The organism is Psychrobacter jeotgali (assembly GCF_904846315.1).
In the GTDB taxonomy this organism is placed as follows: Bacteria; Pseudomonadota; Gammaproteobacteria; order Pseudomonadales; family Moraxellaceae; genus Psychrobacter; species Psychrobacter jeotgali.
On sequence record NZ_CAJHAF010000001.1, the window covers coordinates 922,161 to 943,004 of the forward strand.

General features: G+C 43.7%; 11 protein-coding genes. 4 read left to right on the top strand and 7 right to left on the bottom strand.

The window, feature by feature from the left end; all coding sequences use genetic code 11:
• The first annotated feature begins 198 nt into the window (after positions 1-198).
• Both JMX18_RS03790 and JMX18_RS03795 read left to right on the top strand, forming a co-directional pair.
• Entirely contained in the window at positions 199-5,010 is a 4,812-nt protein-coding gene (locus JMX18_RS03790; protein WP_201584433.1) for an NAD-glutamate dehydrogenase, read from the top strand.
• Positions 5,011-5,136: 126 nt separating this feature from the next.
• Positions 5,137-5,775, top strand: a complete 639-nt coding sequence (locus JMX18_RS03795; protein ID WP_201584435.1) for an HdeD family acid-resistance protein — start codon at positions 5,137-5,139, stop codon at positions 5,773-5,775.
• A 113-nt stretch (positions 5,776-5,888) separates the two neighbouring features.
• On the opposite strand, the gene JMX18_RS03800 is transcribed toward JMX18_RS03795, so the two are convergent.
• The 4 genes from JMX18_RS03800 to cobA all read right to left on the bottom strand — a co-directional run bounded on the left by JMX18_RS03800 (position 5,889) and on the right by cobA (position 14,707).
• Positions 5,889-6,974 carry a WG repeat-containing protein gene (locus JMX18_RS03800; protein ID WP_201584438.1) on the bottom strand — a complete coding sequence of 362 codons (1,086 nt, stop codon included), beginning with the start codon at positions 6,972-6,974 and terminating at the stop codon, positions 5,889-5,891.
• A gap of 88 nt (positions 6,975-7,062) precedes the next feature.
• A complete protein-coding gene (locus JMX18_RS03805) occupies positions 7,063-11,016 on the bottom strand; it encodes an AAA family ATPase (protein ID WP_201584440.1) in 3,954 nt (1,317 codons plus the stop codon).
• Between the two features lie 200 nt (positions 11,017-11,216).
• Entirely contained in the window at positions 11,217-12,812 is a 1,596-nt protein-coding gene (locus JMX18_RS03810; RefSeq protein ID WP_201584441.1) for an exonuclease SbcCD subunit D C-terminal domain-containing protein, read from the bottom strand.
• Positions 12,813-12,979: 167 nt separating this feature from the next.
• Positions 12,980-14,707 (bottom strand): uroporphyrinogen-III C-methyltransferase, encoded by a 1,728-nt coding sequence (gene cobA / locus JMX18_RS03815; RefSeq protein ID WP_201584443.1) that lies wholly within the window; start codon positions 14,705-14,707, stop codon positions 12,980-12,982.
• A 234-nt stretch (positions 14,708-14,941) separates the two neighbouring features.
• Here cobA and JMX18_RS03820 point away from each other — a divergent pair, with 234 nt between their 5' ends.
• Positions 14,942-15,682 (top strand): SDR family NAD(P)-dependent oxidoreductase, encoded by a 741-nt coding sequence (locus JMX18_RS03820; protein WP_201584445.1) that lies wholly within the window; start codon positions 14,942-14,944, stop codon positions 15,680-15,682.
• Positions 15,683-15,917: 235 nt separating this feature from the next.
• On the opposite strand, the gene JMX18_RS03825 is transcribed toward JMX18_RS03820, so the two are convergent.
• From JMX18_RS03825 to JMX18_RS03835, 3 genes are all read right to left on the bottom strand, one after another.
• Complete coding sequence (locus JMX18_RS03825) at positions 15,918-16,556, bottom strand: phosphoadenosine phosphosulfate reductase domain-containing protein (protein ID WP_201584459.1); 639 nt, start codon at positions 16,554-16,556, stop codon at positions 15,918-15,920.
• Positions 16,557-16,855: 299 nt separating this feature from the next.
• Positions 16,856-17,458, bottom strand: a complete 603-nt coding sequence (locus JMX18_RS03830; protein ID WP_201584462.1) for a DUF934 domain-containing protein — start codon at positions 17,456-17,458, stop codon at positions 16,856-16,858.
• Positions 17,451-19,142: a nitrite/sulfite reductase gene (locus tag JMX18_RS03835; protein ID WP_201584465.1), complete on the bottom strand. Its 1,692-nt coding sequence runs from the start codon at positions 19,140-19,142 to the stop codon at positions 17,451-17,453. Before JMX18_RS03835 ends, JMX18_RS03830 begins: the two co-directional genes overlap by 8 nt.
• 253 nt (positions 19,143-19,395) lie before the next feature.
• Between JMX18_RS03835 and sat the strand changes: the two genes are divergently transcribed.
• Complete coding sequence (sat, locus tag JMX18_RS03840) at positions 19,396-20,649, top strand: sulfate adenylyltransferase (RefSeq protein ID WP_201584468.1); 1,254 nt, start codon at positions 19,396-19,398, stop codon at positions 20,647-20,649.
• The last annotated feature ends 195 nt before the right edge of the window (positions 20,650-20,844 follow it).

The window sequence follows — 20,844 nt, forward strand, 5'->3', positions numbered from 1 at the left end:
GCTTTAGCTGGGTTGATAACTGCGTTACAATCGAAGCAATCAATATGGATATTTAGCGGTCAATCAGTCAATTAACGCTCGGACGCTTAGCTAATTAGACATCTGATGGCTAACATTGATAGCCTATCATCAATAACGATTTTAATAGCGCTCGTAAACTAACAACAAACTTATAGATTATAAAAAAGGACCAGCATTATGCCCAATTCTCTTAGCATTGCCAAAGAGCGTATTGGCCAGATTAGTGATATTGCTATCAATTATGTGCAAAAGGATAAATCACTACTCGATCACTTTATCAATAGTTATTATCGTTCATTGCATCACGAGGTTGCAGACGCTTTGAGTGATGATGACTTAGCAGGAATGGCGCTGCATCACTTTACTTTATTTAAAGCCTATGAAGGCAGTAAACCGCAGATTGCCATTTTAAACCCTATGGCTGAAGAACAGCATTTTCATAGCTCACACACCATAGTGCAAGTGGTGGCTTATGATCGTCCATTTTTAGTAGATACGATTTTAATGACCCTTGAGTCCGAAGGTATCGATGTTCATCGCACTTATAATACCATTATCAGTGTTGAGCGTGATGATAAGGGCAATGTCGTGGATGTTGAGCATGCGGATGAAAGCAACACCCGTCACATGTCGCTGATTCATTGTGAGATTGCCTACCAAGACGATGATAAGCTAGCAGCGTTACAACAGTTATTATTAAATAAAGTAGATACGCTAGATACAGTCGTTGGCGATTGGCAAGATATGCAAACACGGCTCAATGAGATTAAAACTGAGTTAAGCACCCAAACGTTGCCTGAGATTTTTTACTCAAAATCGGAGGTCAAAGCATTTTTAGATTGGGTATCAGACGATAATTTTATCTTTTTAGGCTTTCGAGAGTATCGTTTAGAAGATAACGGCGAGGATTTAGATTTATTTGCTATCGGCAATAGTGGACTGGGGCTGCTACGTGGTTCAAGCGAAGATACTTTATCAGAGAGTTTTAATGAGCTGCCAGCTAATCTCAAAAAATTGCTGACAGAGCCAAGAGTTATCATGTTATCTAAATCAAGCCGGGTATCACCTATTCATCGTCCGGTATATATGGATTTTTTGGGTATTCATAAGTTTGATGATAAAGGTAAGCTCGTTGGCGAATATCGCTTTATCGGTTTATTTACCTCACAGGCTTATCAGCTAAGCGTACAAGACATTCCGTTGCTACGCGAAAAATCCAATCAAATCATGGCTATGGTGGATTTACCCCGTGATGGCCATGCCTATCAAAAAATGAAGAATATCATCAATAGTTTGCCTCGTGATGATTTGTTTCAAGCTAATGTCAAAGAGCTCTATCCCATAGTTGCAGGCATAGCGCAGCTGCAGAACAAGAAAAAGCTGCGGCTATTTACTCGTATTGATCACTACCAGCGCTTTGTCTCTTGCTTGGTTTATATCCCACGTGAAAAGTTCAATACCGAGCTGCGGGTCAAGGTGCAAAATGTACTAAAAGAAGCTTATGGCGGCACTTCGTCAGGATTTATTACTGAGTTTAACGAATCGGAGCATGCTCGAGTACATGTTCATGTGCGTACCGTACCAGGTCAAGTCAATAGCGTTAATACCAGTGAGCTTGAAGCTGAGCTATCAGCTTTGATGGAGTCTTGGCGTGATCAGTACCAAAAAATGCTGCTGGATAATGTTGGCGAGCAGCAAGCCAATGTCTTAATGCGCCAGTTTTTATCTTATATGCCAGCTGCTTACCAAGAGCGCTTCGATACTCGTACAGCGGTTGAGGATACCAAACGTCTCGCCAGCCTAAATGATGAGCAGTCGATGATTTGGCATTTATATCAATCAACCGGTGACGCCAGTAATCAGCTACATCTTAAGCTTTATGGCCGTAATCAGCCGGTTATATTATCTAAAGTACTGCCTATACTAGAGAATTTTGGGGTATCGGTGATATCAGCACAAACTTATGAGTTTGATCTGCCAGAGCAGCCTATATGGCTACAAGAATATGAGCTAACTTTAGAGCATGTAGATAAAGTAGATATCAAGCTGGTGCGCTCACAATTTGAGGATAGCCTCAAGCGTATTTGGGCGGGTCTAGTTGAAAGTGACCCCTTTAACGAGCTGGTACTGACAACCGAGCTTGGTACGTATGATGTAGTGGTGCTGCGTGCCTTATCAAGTTATATGCGCCAAGCACGTGCACCGTTCTCCAGCAGCTATATTCAACAAACAGTGGTTAAAAATAGCGACATTAGTGTGGCGCTTAGTAATCTGTTTGACGCTCGACTCAATCCTAAGCATAGTGAAGAGGAGCGCGCTGAAAAAACCAGTCAAATTCAAGAGCATATTAATAGTGCATTGGCTAATGTTGAAAGTTTGGATGAAGACCGCATTTTGCGTTGGTATTTAGATCTAATCAACGCTGTGCTGCGTACTAACTTTTATCAAACCGATGAAAATGGTGAGCGTAAAGACAGATTATCATTTAAGTTTTTGGCTGCAGACATCCCTAATCTGCCCAAACCTAAGCCGATGTTTGAGATTTTTGTTTATTCGCCAAGAGTAGAAGCGGTGCACCTGCGCGGCGGTAAAGTTGCTCGTGGCGGTCTGCGCTGGTCAGATCGTATGGAAGATTTTCGTACCGAAGTGCTGGGTCTAGTCAAAGCGCAAATGGTCAAAAACGCGGTTATCGTACCGGTAGGATCAAAAGGCGGCTTCATCGTTAAGACTAAAACCATGGCTGATGGCCGTGAAGTCTTTCAAGCTGAAGGCATTGCTTGCTATCAGGCATTTTTGCGCGGTATGCTCGATGTCACCGACAATATTGTCGATGGAGAAATAGTCCCGCCAGCCAATACTGTACGTCACGATGAAGCTGATCCGTATTTAGTAGTTGCAGCAGATAAAGGCACGGCGACTTTCTCCGATATCGCCAACGCTTTATCAAGCGAGTACAAATTTTGGCTGGATGATGCCTTTGCCTCTGGCGGTTCAGTAGGTTATGACCACAAAGCAATGGGAATCACGGCACGTGGCGGCTGGGAGTCGGTCAAACGCCACTTCCGTATGCGCGGAATGGACATCCAAAATCGTGACGACTTCACCGTCGTCGGTATTGGTGATATGAGCGGTGATGTATTTGGTAATGGTATGCTACGCTCCACCCATACTAAATTGGTTGCCGCCTTTAACCATCTACATATCTTTATTGACCCCAATCCTACCGATACTGAGGCCGCTTATGCTGAGCGCGAGCGCTTATTTAATATGCCACGCTCGACTTGGGATGATTATGAAAAATCGCTCATTAGCCAAGGTGGCGGGGTGTTTTCGCGTCAGGACAAAACTATCGTTATCAGTGATGAGATGAAAGAAGTCTTTGCTATTGAAGCGGATAGCCTAGCGCCAAATGAGCTTATCAGCGCCTTATTAAAAGCACCGGTGGATCTCATTTGGAATGGGGGTATCGGCACTTATGTCAAGAGTGCTAATGAGAGTCACGCCGATGTCGGCGACCGTGCCAATGACGCAGTGCGGGTCAATGGAGGGGAGCTGCGTACAGCTATCGTTGGTGAAGGCGGTAATCTAGGCTTTACCCAGCAAGGGCGTATCGAATACGCACAAACAGGCGGCCGTATCTATACTGACGCCATTGATAACTCAGGCGGCGTGAACTGCTCGGATCATGAGGTTAATATCAAGATTCTATTAGGAAAAGTGGTCGAGCAGGGCGACATGACGCTCAAACAGCGTAACGAGCTGCTTGAGAGTATGACCGATAGCGTTGCTAAATTAGTGCTGCGTCAAAACTATCTACAGCCGCAAGCACTTGAGCTCAGCCAAATCCGTGCCAGCGCAAATTTGAGCGATCATCAGCGCTTTATTCAAATGCTAGAAGGTGAAGGGCGCCTTGACCGAGCTATTGAATATTTGCCATCTGATGAGGAGATAGCCCGTCGCCAAAAAGCGGGTACCGGCCTTACTAATCCTGAGCTAGCAGTCGTCATGGCTTATGGAAAAATGTGGGTCTATGATAATCTGCTTTTATCGGACTTACCTGATGCGCCGTATTTTATTAATGAGCTACGTAAGTATTTTCCTGATGAACTGGTTGAGCGTTTCTTTGATGAGATGACGAAGCATCGTCTGAATCGTGAGATTATCAGTACTTATCTCACTAATAGCGTAGTCAATCGCTTGGGTATCGAGGCGCTGTTCCGTCTTCATGAGGAAACCGGGCAAACACTGGCCACTATTATTCGTGCGTATGCCATTACTCGTGAGGTGTTTGAGGTCAAAGACGCCTGGCAGCTGCTTGAGTCGCTCGATAATAAAGTCGATGCAACCTTGCTACTGAAGCTTGAGCTACGCCTACGTGATGCGCTTGAGAATGGCGTGGTTTGGTTTATTAATGCCTTTGGGCAAGACTTGCAAGTTGCTGATATGATTGAACGCTTCGGCGATAGTGTGGCGCAGTTGACTCGATCAGGCGGTTTTATCGAACAACAATTTGCCCAATATCTGGCGGATGAGACGGCAAGCTTGACTGCCGATGGGCTAGCCGATAGCAATGCCGCTTTATTTGCGATTATGCCTTATCATGTCGATGCCCTTGATACTGCCTTGCTAGCTGAAAAATACGAGCGCCCGGTCGATGATATTGCTGCCTTATACTTTGAAGCGTATCAAGTGCTACAGCTCGATTGGATGATCGATAACATTAATGATTTGCCGCAGCAAAATTATTGGGATCGTAGGGCTCGCCATGCGCTCGTTAACGAGTTGACTCGTAGTTTACGTCTGCTTATGAATGCAGTGTTAACAGAATCGGAAGCCAAGCAAGCCTTTGAGGATTGGAAAGCACGCCACAAAGCTCAGCTTGAGGCTATCACGGCAGAGATGCAAAAGCTCGACGACGAAGATCAAGTTATCAGCCTCTCGACTTTGTCAGTATTAATGAGTGAGGTTAGCAGTTTAGTGACAAAGTAGGTTTATAAATAAAATTAGATAGCGTTTGATCGCACTAAAAAGCCATCGTTAATAAATTAATGGTGGCTTTTTGGTCATTTAAAACAAATAAAGCTTAAACTAATAAAGAAGAACTAAGGATAAATAATGAGCACACAAATCTTTAAAGTAGTCAGGAACTCAGTTAAATACTGGTATATACCCCTTATTGTCGGGGTTATCCTTATTGGATTAGGGATTTATACTTTTGTGTCACCCGAAGCATCTTATTTGGCGCTGGCTTTACTATTTAGTCTATCATTTTTAATTTCAGGCTTGTTTGAGATAGCATTTTCAATAGCCAATAAAGACGTTTTAGACAACTGGGGCTGGACGCTTGCTTTTGGTGTATTAACTTTAGCTGTCGGCGTACTACTATTAATTAATCCCGCAATCTCTATGATAACGCTTGCTTTCTATGTCGGGTTTTTAATTCTATTTCGCTCTATTAGCGCTATCGGGTATGCCATCGATTTTAAACGCTACGGCATCTCAGACTGGGGAGTGCTGATGTTAATAGGGGTTTTGGGATTAATATTCGCCTTTTTACTAATATGGAATCCTATCCTGTCTGGCATGACCATACTTATTTGGACGGGTTTGGCCTTGATAACTAGTGGTATCTTCAGTGTTTATTTTTCTTTGAAATTGAAAAAGCTAAATACTTTGCCTGACAAGCTCTCTGATAGACTGCGTAATCAGCTAGAGTTGGTTAGAAGGGAAGTTGATGAAGAGTTAAAAAGGTAAGTAAACTATTGCTTTGATTTGCATAGCAAAAAAGCCACTATTAATTGCTAATAGTGGCTTTTTATTGTTTGGTTATAAATGAAAAGAATAAAAACGTACACTAAAAACCAGATTTAATCCAAATTAATCAGACTCTCTAAACGTACCAACTCGCCTTGCTTTTCAACCCATACTTTATCCGCATCATCACGATAACTATCAAATTGCGGCTCTACAACCACTTTGACCCTATCATCAATAAATCCATATTTGCCAGCTTTCTTATAAGCATAGAGTTGGTGATATAGCAATTTACTAATGGGCGCGTCAGAGGAGAGGAGCAGCTTGCCATTAGCATCGATAATTTGCGCGCTAATAATGTCGTCTTCGATATCCTGACTCATGCCCTCGGCACTACTACCAGCGACTAAAGTACTGCGCAAAAATAATGGCACACCATCATAATCGTTAAACAATTCGATATGCTGATTGGCTGCTAATGGGATAATGATACCATTGTTTTGGTCGATCAATGCTGTTTTAGCTTGTGAGCTGACTTGCAGGTATAACGGCTTGCCAGTACAGGCATTTAGCGGATAAATGCTGTCATACTTCGGCATAATTGCCCAATAGCCTCTATCATCCAGCAGCCCTGTTAACCCGCTATTTTTAGCAATTATAAAAAAATCTTGGTCATAATCCGAATCATAATGGGCGTGCTCGACACGAGCGTCTGATAACGGATAAATCCAATCGCCATAACGATTGATAATGCCTTGTTGGCTTATATCTTGCGTTGCATCAGTGACATTAATATTAGCATCAGTACCACCATTTATACTCACAATAAAGCTGGTGGCAATATCAGGTTCGGTATGAATATCATCATACTCAAAAGGAATGATTATCTCGCCAGCGGCGTTTGCCACGCCATATTTGTCATGCTGTTTGGCCAGTAAATAAGTATCCATCAATATGTAAGCATCGGTGAGATTGTCCAGCAATACTTTGCCATCTAAGTTTTGTAGCTGTTGAGTATTGCCATCTTTATTAACCAGCTTGCCCGCAAAGGGTTCTCTATTTTCAATACGTTCAAAATAACTATTGGGCAGATAACCGGCACAATTGATGGTCGCATGGGTAGGAATGCTTATTATAAAAGCTGTCGTTATTAAAGCAGATATACGCACTACTTTAACAACCCTGTTTTTTATACTCATACCTTACTCTCAACTAATTAACTTTTTCGATGTAGGCTGGTCATTGCTGGCTTTATTTGATTTTATATTCATCTCACATCCCTTAGCTTCAATTGCTAATACGATAACAGCCTTGACCGGTAATCTCACTATAGCCACCTGAGAGTTTTTTGACTTGAATTTGGGTCAAAATGCGCTCTTTTAAGGCTTGTACATGGGAGATAACACCGATAAGTTTACCTTCTTGTTGCAGGCTAGTCAGGGTATCAAGGGCAATGTCCAGCGACTCTTCATCGAGAGTGCCAAAACCTTCATCCAAAAACAGCGAGTCGACACGAATATTATTACTCGCCATCTGCGAGAGTCCTAATGCTAAGGCAAGGCTGATAATAAAACCTTCGCCACCGGAGAGATTTTTGGTACTACGAGTATCGCCGCCTTGATAATTGTCAATAACGTTGAGCTCCAGCGCATTATTATCATCACGAATCAGTAGGTAGCGGTCGCTCATTTTATGCAATTGGGTATTGGCATGGCTGACCATAATGTCAAAGGTGAGACCTTGGGCAAAGGTGCGATACTTTTTGCCACTACTTGAGCCTATGAGGTCATTGAGCTGTTGCCACACTTGTAGTTTGTCTTTTTGAGCATTGATAGCGTCAAGCTGGGCCAGCTGGTTTTGTTTTTTATCTTCATTGTCTTTGAGCTGCTGACTGATTGCGCCGATAGACTCAATTAAGCGTTTGCTTTTATCCGCCACTTGCGTTTGTTGTTCAATCAGCATTTCTCTATTATCAGTAGTCAGTGGCTGTGCTTGTTTGTCAGCAAGTGCTTGCCGGGTATCTTTTAATAACGACTGCGCTTGCTTGAGTCTATAATGAATATTTTGTTGCTGCTGATTGAGCGTACTGCGCTCCTCAATGGATAACCGTGCGGCAACAAAATCTACCTCATCAGCAAAGTCGGAGGCGGCAAGTGCTGAGTTAAAGGTGTTTTCTTGAGCGTCAAGGGCAGTTGTCGCGGTGGTCAGCTGGTCATGAAGCTGTTGTTTTTTATCTTGTAATTGCTTAAGTATATGTTCGGCATTATCTAACTGTCTTTGTGCCGAGGTCTTTGCAGTATTAGTCTGTTCAAGTAAAATGCGTAAGCGGCTCTCTTCTTCGTCAGGGTTGCTGTTCGCTTTGTTGGACGCTTTGTCAGCGAAAATATCCTGCCGCTCTGCCGTTATTTGCACAAGTGCTTGGGTTTTATTGTTAATGGTTTGAGTCAGGGTACCCAGTTCATCATCTTCTTTATTCAGCTGGGCTTGCTTGGTATCGATTTGGGTGCCCAAGGTGCTAAGCGTGGTTAGCAGATTTTGCCGCTCATCTTTATAAGCATTAAACTGCTTTTTTAATTGCACTAATGCACCACGCTGCTGCCGCAACATATCAATCTGAATCTCATAGTCCGCTTGGTTTAAGACATTTTTCTTATCAATGCTGTCTATTAAGGGTTGCAGTGAGGATAAAATATTTAAGTCTGAATGTGGTTTATATTTATTGAATTTATCAGCCAAGTACTTATTTATCAAAGATAAAATAGCATCCTTCAGGGTTACCAATTCAACAAAGTTAACGCTCATTTTATTGTCGATACTGTCTATCGATGACACACCAATTCTAATATCAGCTTCAATCTTATTTATCTCACCTGCCAGCTTATACTGGATTTGCTCCAAAGACTCCAGCGTTTTACTGATGGTAGCACCCTTATCGCTAAGCACTTCATATTGGGTTAAGGTGGTCTTTAGATGTTGTTTACGCTCGGCAAGTTGGTCTTTGCTGGTATTTAGCAGCGCTAAAGCGTCTTTTATTAGGCTAAAATTAGCCGAATCACTATCATTATGAGCATCAGTTATCTGCTGACTAAGCGACTCCATGTCCCTGCCAGTCTGTTCGAGAGGAGCAAGGGTTTTGCTAATAACATTCGTATATGTTTTATCCAAAAGCGCCTGTATAAACTGACTGCTATCAGCGCATAGGGTTTTTATTTGCACGTATAGCTGGCTTTGCTGCTCTTGTAGCTGTCCAAGCTGGTTTTGTTTGGTCGCTTGCTGGATACGATGTTTGGATAAGGTTTGTTCTAAGTTATTGATAGTGCTATCTAAATCAGCTATTTGTTTTTGGATTTTATTGGTTTCAGTGTTTGACTGCAGATGCGGGTGCTTGTCGCTATAAGGATGTTCAAGTGCACCGCAAAGCGGGCAGGGGTCGCCGTCTTTTAACTGAGCAATATAGCGCTCTAAGCTTGCCACTTGTTGTAATGAATCGAGCAGGTTTTGTTTGTCTTGACGTCTATCTTTAGCGGCTAAAATAGCTGATTCGTTCTCAGTAATTTTGCTAGATATTATCGCTAAATCATTATCAATAGCGGTTAGATTAGCTGTTATCTTACTACTTTGCGTAGCAAACTCATCAAGACGCTGTAGTTTAAAGCTCACTTTTTCAAACTGACTACTGAGGTGGTCCACCTGCTCTTGCTCACCTCGCATATCCGCCAAAGACTGGGTTTGCGTGAGGGTATTCTGCTGTTTTTGCACAGCGGTTAACTCGTCACGGCTTTTAGTAATCAAGGCTTTATTAGCGTCTTGCTGCTGCTGATAATTATCAAGGTTAGCTTGATATTGGCGGTTGTTATTATCATGGTTAAGCTTGTCGTTTGCCAATACTGCATTGTCTTGCAATAGCGCTTTTAAACGGCTGCAATGATTATCAAAGTTGGCGGTATCCGTATCGATATCATTAAGCGCATTTGCCGCTGCAAGATTTTCTTCTACAGTTGCCAGCGCGCTTTTGGTTTGAGTTAAGCGGTTTCTATGATTATCGATATCGACACGCAGACGCTGGGTACTGGTGGTTAGGATTTGTTGACGCTGGCGCTGGTCATCCAAGATATGGGTTTGCTGATTGATATCGCTATCGAGCTTGCGGGCTTGGGCGATTTTGGGTAGGGCGGTTTGCATCTCCTCATTGGCCTCTTGCACACGCTCGTTGGCTAATTTTAATTCGGTATCTGCTTGCTCTAGGCGTTGTTGTTGCTGAGGCAATTGCTGCGCAACTTGTTGCTGATCATTTTGCAAACGCTTAACGGTGTCACGGTTATAGCTAAGCTGGCTATGTTGGCTGTCTATCTCCAGCGCTTTATTAGCCGCTTTAAGACGCTTGGCATCAGGGATAAAGTCTTGCTGCGCTTGCGTGGCACTCTCCAGCTCATGCTCATAAGTGCTAAGCTTATTTTTTAATTCTGTAACGCTATCGAGCCATTTTATTTGCTCGCCTAAAGCATGAATAATCTGCTGCTGCTTGTTTTGGTCGCTTTGATGCGTTTTTAAAGTCGCTTTTAGCTCATCTTCTTTATCATTATCCAATAACGTCAGACCGTCTAAGCCGTATTGTAATTTACTCAGAACCTCTTCTTCCGTGCGTTTTTTATCAAAAACCTGTGCTGAGATAGTGGCGTAAATATCAGTGCCCGTGATTTTCTCTAGGATATCCGCGCGCTCATCCGATTTGGCCTTTAAAAAAGCAGAAAAACTACCTTGCGCCAGCAAAATCGAGCGGGTGAACTGCTGGAAATCCATGCGCGTTAATTCGATAATTTTGTCTTTGGTACGTGAGAGTTTGCTTTCTAAAATCTCATCGCCTTTTGACGCATCGGCTAGGTTTATTTTGGCGACTTCATGAATGGCGTCTTGCAAATTGCCATCAGGCTTATTATAAGCGCGGCGCTGACCCCAGCGGCAGCGATAGTGGATGCCATTTAAATCAATCACCACCTCGGCAAAGCATTCTGCCGTTTGCCGTGTCATCACTTCATTGCTGGTTTTGCTAATGCTATTGATACGCGGCGTCTCGCCATATAGCGCCAAACAAACGGCATCCAAAATCGTGGTCTTGCCAGCGCCCGTTTGTCCAGTAATGGCAAAAATACCCTCGTTAATAAAGGCAGGGTCGGCAAAGTCGATATGCCATTCGCCTTTAAGAGAGTTGAGGTTTTTGAGTCGGAGTTCGATTAGGCGCATGGTTTGGTCTTTATGATTTTAGATTTAAAAAGGAGGTTATGTTTTCTGTTGTATTTTCTAACGATAAAGTCAATGTGCCTGCAATAATTTTTACTTGCGTGCTGTGCCTACGCAGACAGAGGCTGCGCAATACTTATTGCAGGCACACTTATCAAAGATGTGTTAGTTATTTTTCAATAATAAAGTAAGGCTTTTCAAAACTATTCCGCCAACTTATCGTCATGATGAAGGTCATATAGTATTTGCTGATAAGCATCACGCAGCGCCTCTTTTTGGGTTTCGGCAACTTCATGCACCTCTAAACAGCGCTCAAACACGTCCATTTCATTTAAATCTTGTAGGGTCTCATCGCTTTGCTGTTGATTCAGTACTTTATTATAAGTGCGGGTGTTTTTAATTTTTAACACTTCACAGGGAAGACCTTCTACCATGGCAGCGACTTCTTCACGCAGCTCGCTGACAATTTCATCGCCGGTATAAATGACCTCTAACCATACTGATTCGTCATCGTTAAGCGCTGTAATCGTGGCCGATATGGTCTCACTAACAGTCGCAAGGTCGCCTGAAACTTGAGCGAGTTTTTGAAAGCAAGGAATGGGTAAAGAAGTAATTTGCATTTGATTGGTTTGGTTTTGATGAAGCACTTTAGCATTACAACCAGCATGCTGGTTGGCACTTGTTTTATCCGCTAAAGCTTGATCAATTTCACTTTCTTCTAAGCTTTCTTTAATGATTTCTTCAACGTTTGTATCTTCATCCGTTGTTTCATCAAAACCAAATAAGTCATCCATAAAATCACTGGTCTGATTAACAACTTTTTTAATAGTCTTTTCTACGGTTTTAGGTGCTAGCGTTTCTGTAACTGGTAAGTCCAAGATTTTATCAGTTACTTTTGACCCTAATAGCTCATTATTTGCTTGGTTTAAAGCATCGACAAACTTGACCAACAATACTTGTTTTTGCTGACGGGCTTCACCAAAACCCATCGCAATAGGCGAGCCTGAATAGCGAATATGTTCTTGCCCGCCCACGCGCTGCGGTACGTGCAAGTGCCCAAGTGCCACGTAATCAAAACGCTCATCGAACATCTCGGCAGAAACCTTGCCCAACGAGCCGACATAAAGGTCACGCACGCCGTCATCTTCCGTGGTTTTGCCGCCCGCTGCAAATAAATGCCCGGTGGCAATGATAGGAATATGGCCCTGATGGGTTTCAATCAGCTTGCTTTGATAGTTTTTAGCAATCGTGGCGACTTCATCGTAATGAGCACGGATACCTTTAATGACATTGGCATCTTTGCTATCCATAGACTCGCCAGCGCTGCTACTGCGCACATCGCGGTCACGCAAATAAGGCACGGCAGCGATGATGCAGTGTGGATTACCGTCTATATCGTCTAACACCAACACTTCATCGTTTAGGTCTTCACAAGCGGTACCGATGACATGAACGTTTAAAAACTTGAGCACCTGACTGGGCGCATCCAAAAAAGTCGGGGAATCATGATTGCCGGCGACGATGACGATATGCTGGCAGCAAGACCTTGAGACGCGCCCCAAAAACTCATAATACAAGGCTTGCGCTCGATTGCTTGGGGTCATGGTATCAAAGATATCGCCGGCAACAATAAGCACATCCACCTTTTGGGCGCTAATGGTGTCTTCTAACCACTTTAAAAACGCTTCAAACTCTTCGTAACGCATACGCCCATAAAGCCTACGCCCCAAATGCCAATCGGAGGTATGCAGAATGGTTAAGGGTTTAGCATAATTTTTTGTAGTATGAGAAGTAGACATAACTGAACTTAATGAGGGTCAATAGAAAGCGTTTATTTTAGCAAGAATTGGCGGGATTTGCTGAGTTAGAATTCATACAATAAAAAACCCTTGCCAATATTACTAGCAAGGGTTCTATATTTATCTAACCATCATTTATATAACTATCAAATCTAACTTATGGCTGCTTATGCTGAGGTTTTTACATCTGATAGCGCCGTTATCATCGACAACGCATGTGCTTGTTGGCGAGCAGGATTAGTAGTGGCTACATCGTCTTTTGGCGTCGCAGCCGTCCCGCCGCGCAGCCAATTACTTTCGGTATTACTAACCTCTTTATTATGTATATTGTACCAAGCCAAATCGTCATGCAAGCTGACCACATCACCCATAATCAGTAGTGCGGGTGTGGGTAATTGTGCCTTTTCTTGTTTGGCAACAATGTTTGCAAGCGTGCCGGTTAAGACTTGCTGATTGGGCATGCTGGCATTGGAGACGATAGCAATAGGCGTCTCAGCGGCGCGCCCAGCCTGAATCAAGCCTTCGGTTAAACGGCCTAGCGAATGCAGACCCATATAAAACACCACGGTCTCATCGGTATCAAGCAAATTCTCAAACTTCTCATTGGGCGCGCCCGCCTTTAAAAACCCAGTGACAAAACGCACCGACTGCGCATGGTCACGATGGGTCAAAGGAATACCCGCATAGCTGGCAGCGGCATTGGCAGCGGTGATGCCGGGCACCACTTGATAAGGAATATCATGGGCGTGCAAACTTTCAACCTCCTCGCCGCCGCGCCCAAAGATAAACGGGTCGCCGCCTTTTAGACGTACCACGCGGCGCCCTTTTTTGGCTTCGTTAATCAATAACTGATTGATACCCAATTGCGCTACCGCATGGTTGCTGCGTTTTTTACCGACGAATACTTTATCGGCATCACGGCGGCACAGATCTAATACTTGCGGCGAAACCAGTGCATCATAAAAGACGATATCGGCTTGTTGCATCAGGCGCAATGCTTTAAAGGTTAGTAGCTCTGGATCACCAGGACCTGCACCAACGATATAGACTTCGCCAACGTTTGCTTGCCCTGCTTGAGTATGGTTTTCCTCAATGATAATAGATGATTCAGCGGCTTGCACGGGTGCGCTTGCTGATACCGAATGTTTATTCTGCTGATTTGATTGTTGGCTAATGGAAGCCGCAGAGCTTTGTTGATGCAGCTTATGCACATTTTCATTAATCGTTTTACTGTGGGCGATTTGCGCGGCAGTTTCGTTTAAGTCTTTTTGCAATAGGGCTGCGGCCTCCCGCTCGTTACCTGCGAACATCAGCTCGCTGACTTTTCCTTCAAACGCGCGCTCCCAAAACTGCCGACGTCCTGTCAATGTAGGAATTTTAGTTTTGACCTCCGCTCGAAAGTCGCCTGCAAGCTTAGCCAGTTTGCCATAGCCTTGCGGGATAAGGGTCTCAAGTCTTGCCCGCAAAAGGCGCGCTAACACCGGCGCTTTACCATTCGATGAGATGCCAATCACAATCGGATTGCGGTCAACGATAGCAGGGAAGATAAAGTCGCATAAATCTGGGGTATCGACTACATTGACCGGAATATTAAGCTCGGTGGCATCGGCATGAATTTGATGATTCAATTTCTCATCGTCAGTTCCTGCAATGATAACGCGCGCCCCTGTCATATAGGCTTTATTGTAATGCTCAAAAATGAGCTCGTGCTTTTCGTTATTGTTTTTAGAGTTTTTTAGTAGCGCTTGCAGCTCATCGCAAATATCTGGAGCAACGACGGTGATACTGGCACCCGCTCGGCTTAATAAATCGGCTTTGCGCAGCGCCACATCGCCGCCACCAACGATAAGTACTTTGCGATTTTCTAGTTTAAAAAATAGCGGAAAGGTATTCATAACGTTACCCGTCATTCAATTTAAAATATGCAGCCATTATGAATTATCATGAGCGAAGGCTCACTTAGTGAATTGGCATTAGTATAGTTATATTTGTCATAAGAAAAGTAGTTTTTGACTGATAAGGGAATAGATTACAATCAATCTAACAGAGGCTAACATTAGGGCTTGGTTAATCATGTTAGTCTATTTTAAATAAAACCAAACACACAACAATAAATAAGGATAAGCAAAATGAAGTTACAAGACAGAGTAGCCATCATATTCGGCGGTACCTCAGGACTAGGAGAAGCCACCGCAAAAGCTTATGCAGACGAGGGCGCAAAAGTAGTCGTTACTGGACGTGATGATAAAGACGGCAATCGCATCGTCAAAGACATTAAAGATAAGGGGCAAGAGGCTATCTTCGTAAAAGCTGACGTATCCAAAGGCTCTGATATTCAAGCGGTGGTTGATAAAGCGCTAGAGACTTACGGTCAAATTGACATTTTATACAACGGCGCAGGCATCCATGACGCTTATGACAACGCAGTTGAGCTGGATGAAGAGTTGTACGATAAGCTAATGGCGATTAATGTCAAAGCACCTTATTTAGCGGCAAAAGCGGTGATTCCACACTTTATCAAACAAGGTAAGGGTGCAATTATCAATGTCGGCTCGCAAGCGACACAAATGGCGGGGCCGGGTGGTTCGGCTTATGTGACCTCCAAACATGCGATGCTCGGATTTACTAAGCAATTGGCGTTTGATTTTGGAAGTAAAGGCGTCAAAGTCAATATTCTATCGCCAGGCTTTATTGAGACCCCTATGACAGAGGGTATCGAGGACGAGCGTTTAGAGCGTATTCCAGCCCAGCGTGCCGGCAAGCCAGAAGAAATTGCGGCGTTGGCGGTATTCTTAGCTTCCGATGATTCAAACTATATGCACGGCGCCAACGTCTTTATGGATGGTGGCTGGGTGCTCGGTCGTAAATAACTAAAAATATTAGCAAGCTTTTTACCAGTTTTACTCGTAAAAAAAGCCCTTTCAAATTGAGAGGGCTTTTCAGTTTTGGGAGTGGAGATGTAGTCAAATCTAAGTAAAATTGAAGATTTTACCACGTGCTGCTGGGATTAATTTTGCGCAGCCTCTGTCAGCGTAGACACAGCATGCAAGGGAAATTCATACCAGCAGCACGATACCGTACCGTTTTTAAAGTTTCTAATAAAGCTTATAGCTGCGTATGCAAACCACATTCACGGCTCTCTTCAACCTTGGTGGGGTCAAAGTAATCATGCTCGTTTGGCAAGTTATGCTCGTCTAAATACTTGTCTAAATCGGCATCGTTTTTCTCAAACAGTGGCGCGACTTTTAACACCCCATCCTTTGACAGGCTGAGCACATCAAGCCCTTGACGGAATTCAGTTTGGTCTTTACGAATAGCGTTGAACCAGACGTCAGGCTTTAGCTCATCAAGCGCACGGCGGAAGGGTTCAAGCTTAACTTGTTCGGTAAATTCGTCATGCTGCGGATTATCAATCCCTGGAATCCCATTCATAGTGGCATCACGATGGGCGGCGGTTTGCTTAGGGATATAAGTGACGACATTAAGGTTTAAGTCTTTAATCAGCTTATTGGCAAAGCGATAAGTCGCATCAGTATTATAACCAGAATCTACCCATAAAACAGTGATATCAGGACGCTGCTTGGCAACTAAATGTAAGATAGCGGATTCGTATGGGCGAAAATTAGTGGTAATAATCGGGTTTTTGGCTTGGCTCAGCGCCCATTCAACGATTTGTTCGGGTGATTTACCTTGCAAGTCTTTATTGGCTTGGTCGATGTCTAAATTAGGGTGTAATTGGCTCATTTGTTATCCTTAAAAGTAATTGAGAAGCTTAATATATTTATTGGGTTTTAATTTAGTATGAACTGTCGTAGGGTGGGTTAGTTTTTCAAACTCTCGTAGAGAGTGCTGATAAAACGTAACCCACCATTTTGTATTATGCTAATAGAAAATCCTATTTAAAGGATTTTCCTTGCAAGCCTAACCAAGCAGTGCTTCGTTTTTACGGCTTTCAGGTTACGCTGTCGCTAACCCACCCTACAAAATATTTCAATACTTAAAAATAGGTTATGGTTATAAAAATTTAAAAAAGGTAATAAAAACTAAGACCCTGCAAACATAGGGAGCGCTGAAGCGTTGCGCCCATCATAACTACTGGCAAGCGCGGTAAATGCCTGCTCAATATTAAATGCTGCGTCTGGATGAACGTCATGCTCAGTAAGTACAAAACTATCAACGCCTACACGTAATAAATAAGCAATTTGATCACGGCCAAACTCGCCAGCGATACGAATCTCGTCTTTGTAGCCCAGTTGGCGCAAAGTTTGTACGAAACTAAAGCCGCGCCCATCAGCGAATTTTGGCACGTGAATGACGATTAGCGATTGTTTTAATAAAAATTCAGTTAATGCTATTAAAACCTCAGTGTCTGTATCGGCGGTAATCCAAACACCTAAATGGCTACTATGTTGAACTATCAGCTCGTATACTTCATTTATTAGGCCACTAGCTAGCGTCCCCTCATTATTGAGTAAGTCGGTGAGCGGCACTACTACTGCAGGTTTTTCTTGTCTTTGCAGTAGTTCAAGCAAGGTAATCCCGCTGAGGGTAATACCACTTGGCAAGTCATCAGTCTTAAGCGCCAGCCAACTGTCCTCTGCACTGATATCTACACCATGGCTATCGAGTATGTGGTGATTAGCCATAAACCTTCTCCTTAAAGGGATCAATACCGACACGCTCGACCAATTCACCAAAGCTCTCAACGTCATTTTCAGTAGTTGCACGTAGATCGACGTAGACATCAACGATCTGTTGAATAGTATCCGCTACTGCTTCGGTCGGGACGGAGCGGCCGAGTATTTTGCCCAATTTGGCATCGTTACTTGAGTTACCGCCAAGGCTGATTTGATACCAGTTCTCGCCTTTTTTGTCGACACCGAGGATTCCGATATCGCCGGTATGATGATGGGCGCAAGCATTGATACAGCCCGACATATTGAGGCGGATATCACCCAAATCATACAGATAATCCAAATCGCTAAACTGCTTCTCAATTTGTTCAGCAATATTATGGGTAGTAGCATTGGCGAGCGAGCAAAAATCCCAGCCGGGGCAGACAATCATATCAGTTAAAGTGTTGATATTAGGGCGGGCTAAATGCAAGTCTGATAGCTGCTGCCATAGCTCGTATAATTTATTCACTTCGACATCAGCGAACACTAGGTTTTGCTGATAAGTACCACGGAGCTCACCAAAGCTATACTGGTCAGCAAGGTCGGCGAGGGCGTCCATCTGCGAGTCAGTGACATCACCAGAAGGCACGTATTTACCGTCAACGAGACCTGCTTTTAAGGAAATTACCACTGCACGGTAACCGGCAGTCTTATGCGCTACCGTATTTTGCTGATACCAATTGGCGAAGTCTTTATTATCCGCTAATTGCTTTTGCAGCTCTGACTGAACGTGCAGGGCGTCGAACGTTTTATAATCTGGCTCACTAAAGAAACTGCTAGCATGCTCAAAGTTCGCCTCTGTCAGCGTCAGCGGGCCGTCTTTAGTATGCGCTTCCCACTCAGCATTGACGAGCTTGGCAAATTCGCGGCCGCCTAAAGTATCGACCAAGATTTTGATGCGTGATCTATATTTGCTACCTTTATCACGGCGACCATTTAGGTTATAAATGCGCAAAATAGCGTCTAAATAACTAAGCAAATGCTCACGAGGTAAAAACTCATTAATGACTTTACCAAGGACTGGGATACGACCGAGACCGCCGCCTACCAAAACTTCAAAACCAAGCTCGCCCTCAATGTTTTTCTTTAAATGCAGGCCTATATCGTGCACTCGGGTGGCAGCGCGGTCGTTTTCAGTGCCGATAACGGCAATTTTAAATTTACGCGGCAGAAAAGCAAACTCAGGATGAAAGGTTGACCACTGACGAATAATCTCGCAATAAGGGCGCGGATCAGCAATCTCTTCTTTGTGAATCCCGGCGTAAGGGTCGGTGGTGGTGTTACGAATACAATTACCCGAAGTCTGAATGGCATGCATCTGTACCGAAGCTAGCTCCGCTAAAATATCAGGGACATCCTCAAGTTTTGGCCAGTTCAGCTGAATATTGGTACGGGTGGTGAAATGTCCGTAGCCTTTATCATATTTACGGGTAATCTCGGCCAATTTGCGTAGCTGATAGCTGGCAAGTAGACCATAAGGAATGGCGATACGTAGCATCGGCGCATAGCGCTGAATATAGAGACCGTTTTGCAGACGTAGCGGCAGATACTGCTCTTCGGGCAATTCGCCTGCCAAAAAGCGCTCGGTTTGGTCACGAAACTGGGCGACCCGTTCTTCCACCAGTGTTTGATCGGCGTAATTATATTGGTACATAACGTCATCTCAATAGTGATTTGCGTGTGTAATATTATTGATATAAGCGTGCTTTAAAGTAAAGTTAATCATTAATAAAAATGGGCTTAAAGCAATATAGGCTGACATCATATAAGCAACCACACCAAAACATAAATTCCTATAAGTCATATCCATAGTAAAAGTCAGCATAAATTTTCATAACTAAAATTCGGTAGCCTATGTTTATTCAGTTTATAAGCCAATTTACTACTCATCACTAAGGTTAAAAAATATGACATCCCTAACCCCTAATCAAGAACCCTCAAAACTTGTCCCACCACACGGTAGCGATACACTGAAACCTTTGTTATTAAAAGGCGACGCGCGCATTGAGGCGCTCAAGCTCGCTAGTACGCTACCTGCCATTACGCTTAGCTCACGCGAGCGCGGTGATTTAATCATGCTGGGTATTGGTGGTTTTACCCCGCTGGATGGCTTTATGAATCAGGCTGACTGGCAAGGGGTGGTCGATGAGATGCGCCTCAAATCTGGTCACAACGCTGGCTTATTTTGGCCGATACCCATTACGTTATCAGCACCCAAGGTATTGACCGATGGCTTAAACCAAGGTGATAAAGTGGCGTTGGTTGCTGAAGATGGTGAGATCATGGGTATTATTACCGTTGAAGAAACTTACGATATCGATAAAAATCATGAATGTCAGCAAGTCTTTACCACCACTGATCCTGAGCATCCAGGCGTACAGCAAGTCCTCAATCAAGGCGAAGTCAATGTAGCTGGAAGCGTTGAGGTATTAAGCGAAGGCGAGTTTCCTGAGCTATATCCGGAGATTTATAAAACCCCTAGCGAGACTCGTGCATTGCTAGCTGACAAAGGCTGGAAAACCGTTGCCGCTTTCCAAACCCGTAATCCGATGCACCGCTCGCATGAGTACTTAGCTAAAATAGCCATTGAAATCTGCGATGGTGTACTCATTCATTCCTTGCTTGGTGCGCTAAAACCGGGCGATATTCCTGCTGAAGTGCGTCAAGAAGCCATTAAAACCCTGATTGATAATTACTTTAAGGCTGACACCGTTATTCAAGCGGGTTATCCACTTGATATGCGCTATGCAGGTCCCCGTGAAGCGTTATTGCATGCGCTGTTTCGCCAAAACTATGGTTGTAGTCATCTGATTGTCGGGCGTGATCATGCCGGCGTGGGCGATTATTATGGCGCGTTCGATGCCCAAGCTATTTTTGATAGCATCGATAAAGACGATCTCATTACCGAGCCGTTAAAGATTGGCTGGACGTTTTGGTGCAACGCTTGCCAAGCGATGGCGTCTGATAAAACCTGCCCGCATGATGCTCAAGAGCATGTCAAAGTATCGGGCACTAAGCTGCGTAAGGCGCTGTCAGAAGATCTTGAAGTACCCGAGAACTTTAGCCGTCCAGAAGTCCTTGCCATTTTGCGTGAGTACTATGCTGGTATTGCTAAAGAAGAGCGTGCTGAAGTCAAATTGACAGGAGCTTCTGCGGTATAAATAGCAATTTTTCGTTGATATAGTTAATGAGCTATAAAAAGAACATAGTGCTACTGGGATGCTTTCTTTTAAAATATTGGTTGCGCAGCCTCTGTGAAGTATACGCAAGCAGCCAGCAAGGAAAATTTATACCAGTAGCAGGTTTAAACCTGTATCACAGTTTTACTTCCAACTGACTATAAGCCAAACAAATAA

What these genes read in the sequence shown, in the direction of transcription:
- JMX18_RS03790 (WP_201584433.1), top strand. Translation starts at nt 199, where the DNA reads ATGCCCAATTCTCTTAGCATTGCCAAAGAGCGTATTGGCCAGATTAGT.
- JMX18_RS03795 (WP_201584435.1), top strand. Translation starts at nt 5,137, where the DNA reads ATGAGCACACAAATCTTTAAAGTAGTCAGGAACTCAGTTAAATACTGG.
- JMX18_RS03800 (WP_201584438.1), bottom strand. Translation starts at nt 6,974, where the DNA reads ATGAGTATAAAAAACAGGGTTGTTAAAGTAGTGCGTATATCTGCTTTA.
- JMX18_RS03805 (WP_201584440.1), bottom strand. Translation starts at nt 11,016, where the DNA reads ATGCGCCTAATCGAACTCCGACTCAAAAACCTCAACTCTCTTAAAGGC.
- JMX18_RS03810 (WP_201584441.1), bottom strand. Translation starts at nt 12,812, where the DNA reads ATGTCTACTTCTCATACTACAAAAAATTATGCTAAACCCTTAACCATT.
- cobA (WP_201584443.1), bottom strand. Translation starts at nt 14,707, where the DNA reads ATGAATACCTTTCCGCTATTTTTTAAACTAGAAAATCGCAAAGTACTT.
- JMX18_RS03820 (WP_201584445.1), top strand. Translation starts at nt 14,942, where the DNA reads ATGAAGTTACAAGACAGAGTAGCCATCATATTCGGCGGTACCTCAGGA.
- JMX18_RS03825 (WP_201584459.1), bottom strand. Translation starts at nt 16,556, where the DNA reads ATGAGCCAATTACACCCTAATTTAGACATCGACCAAGCCAATAAAGAC.
- JMX18_RS03830 (WP_201584462.1), bottom strand. Translation starts at nt 17,458, where the DNA reads ATGGCTAATCACCACATACTCGATAGCCATGGTGTAGATATCAGTGCA.
- JMX18_RS03835 (WP_201584465.1), bottom strand. Translation starts at nt 19,142, where the DNA reads ATGTACCAATATAATTACGCCGATCAAACACTGGTGGAAGAACGGGTC.
- sat (WP_201584468.1), top strand. Translation starts at nt 19,396, where the DNA reads ATGACATCCCTAACCCCTAATCAAGAACCCTCAAAACTTGTCCCACCA.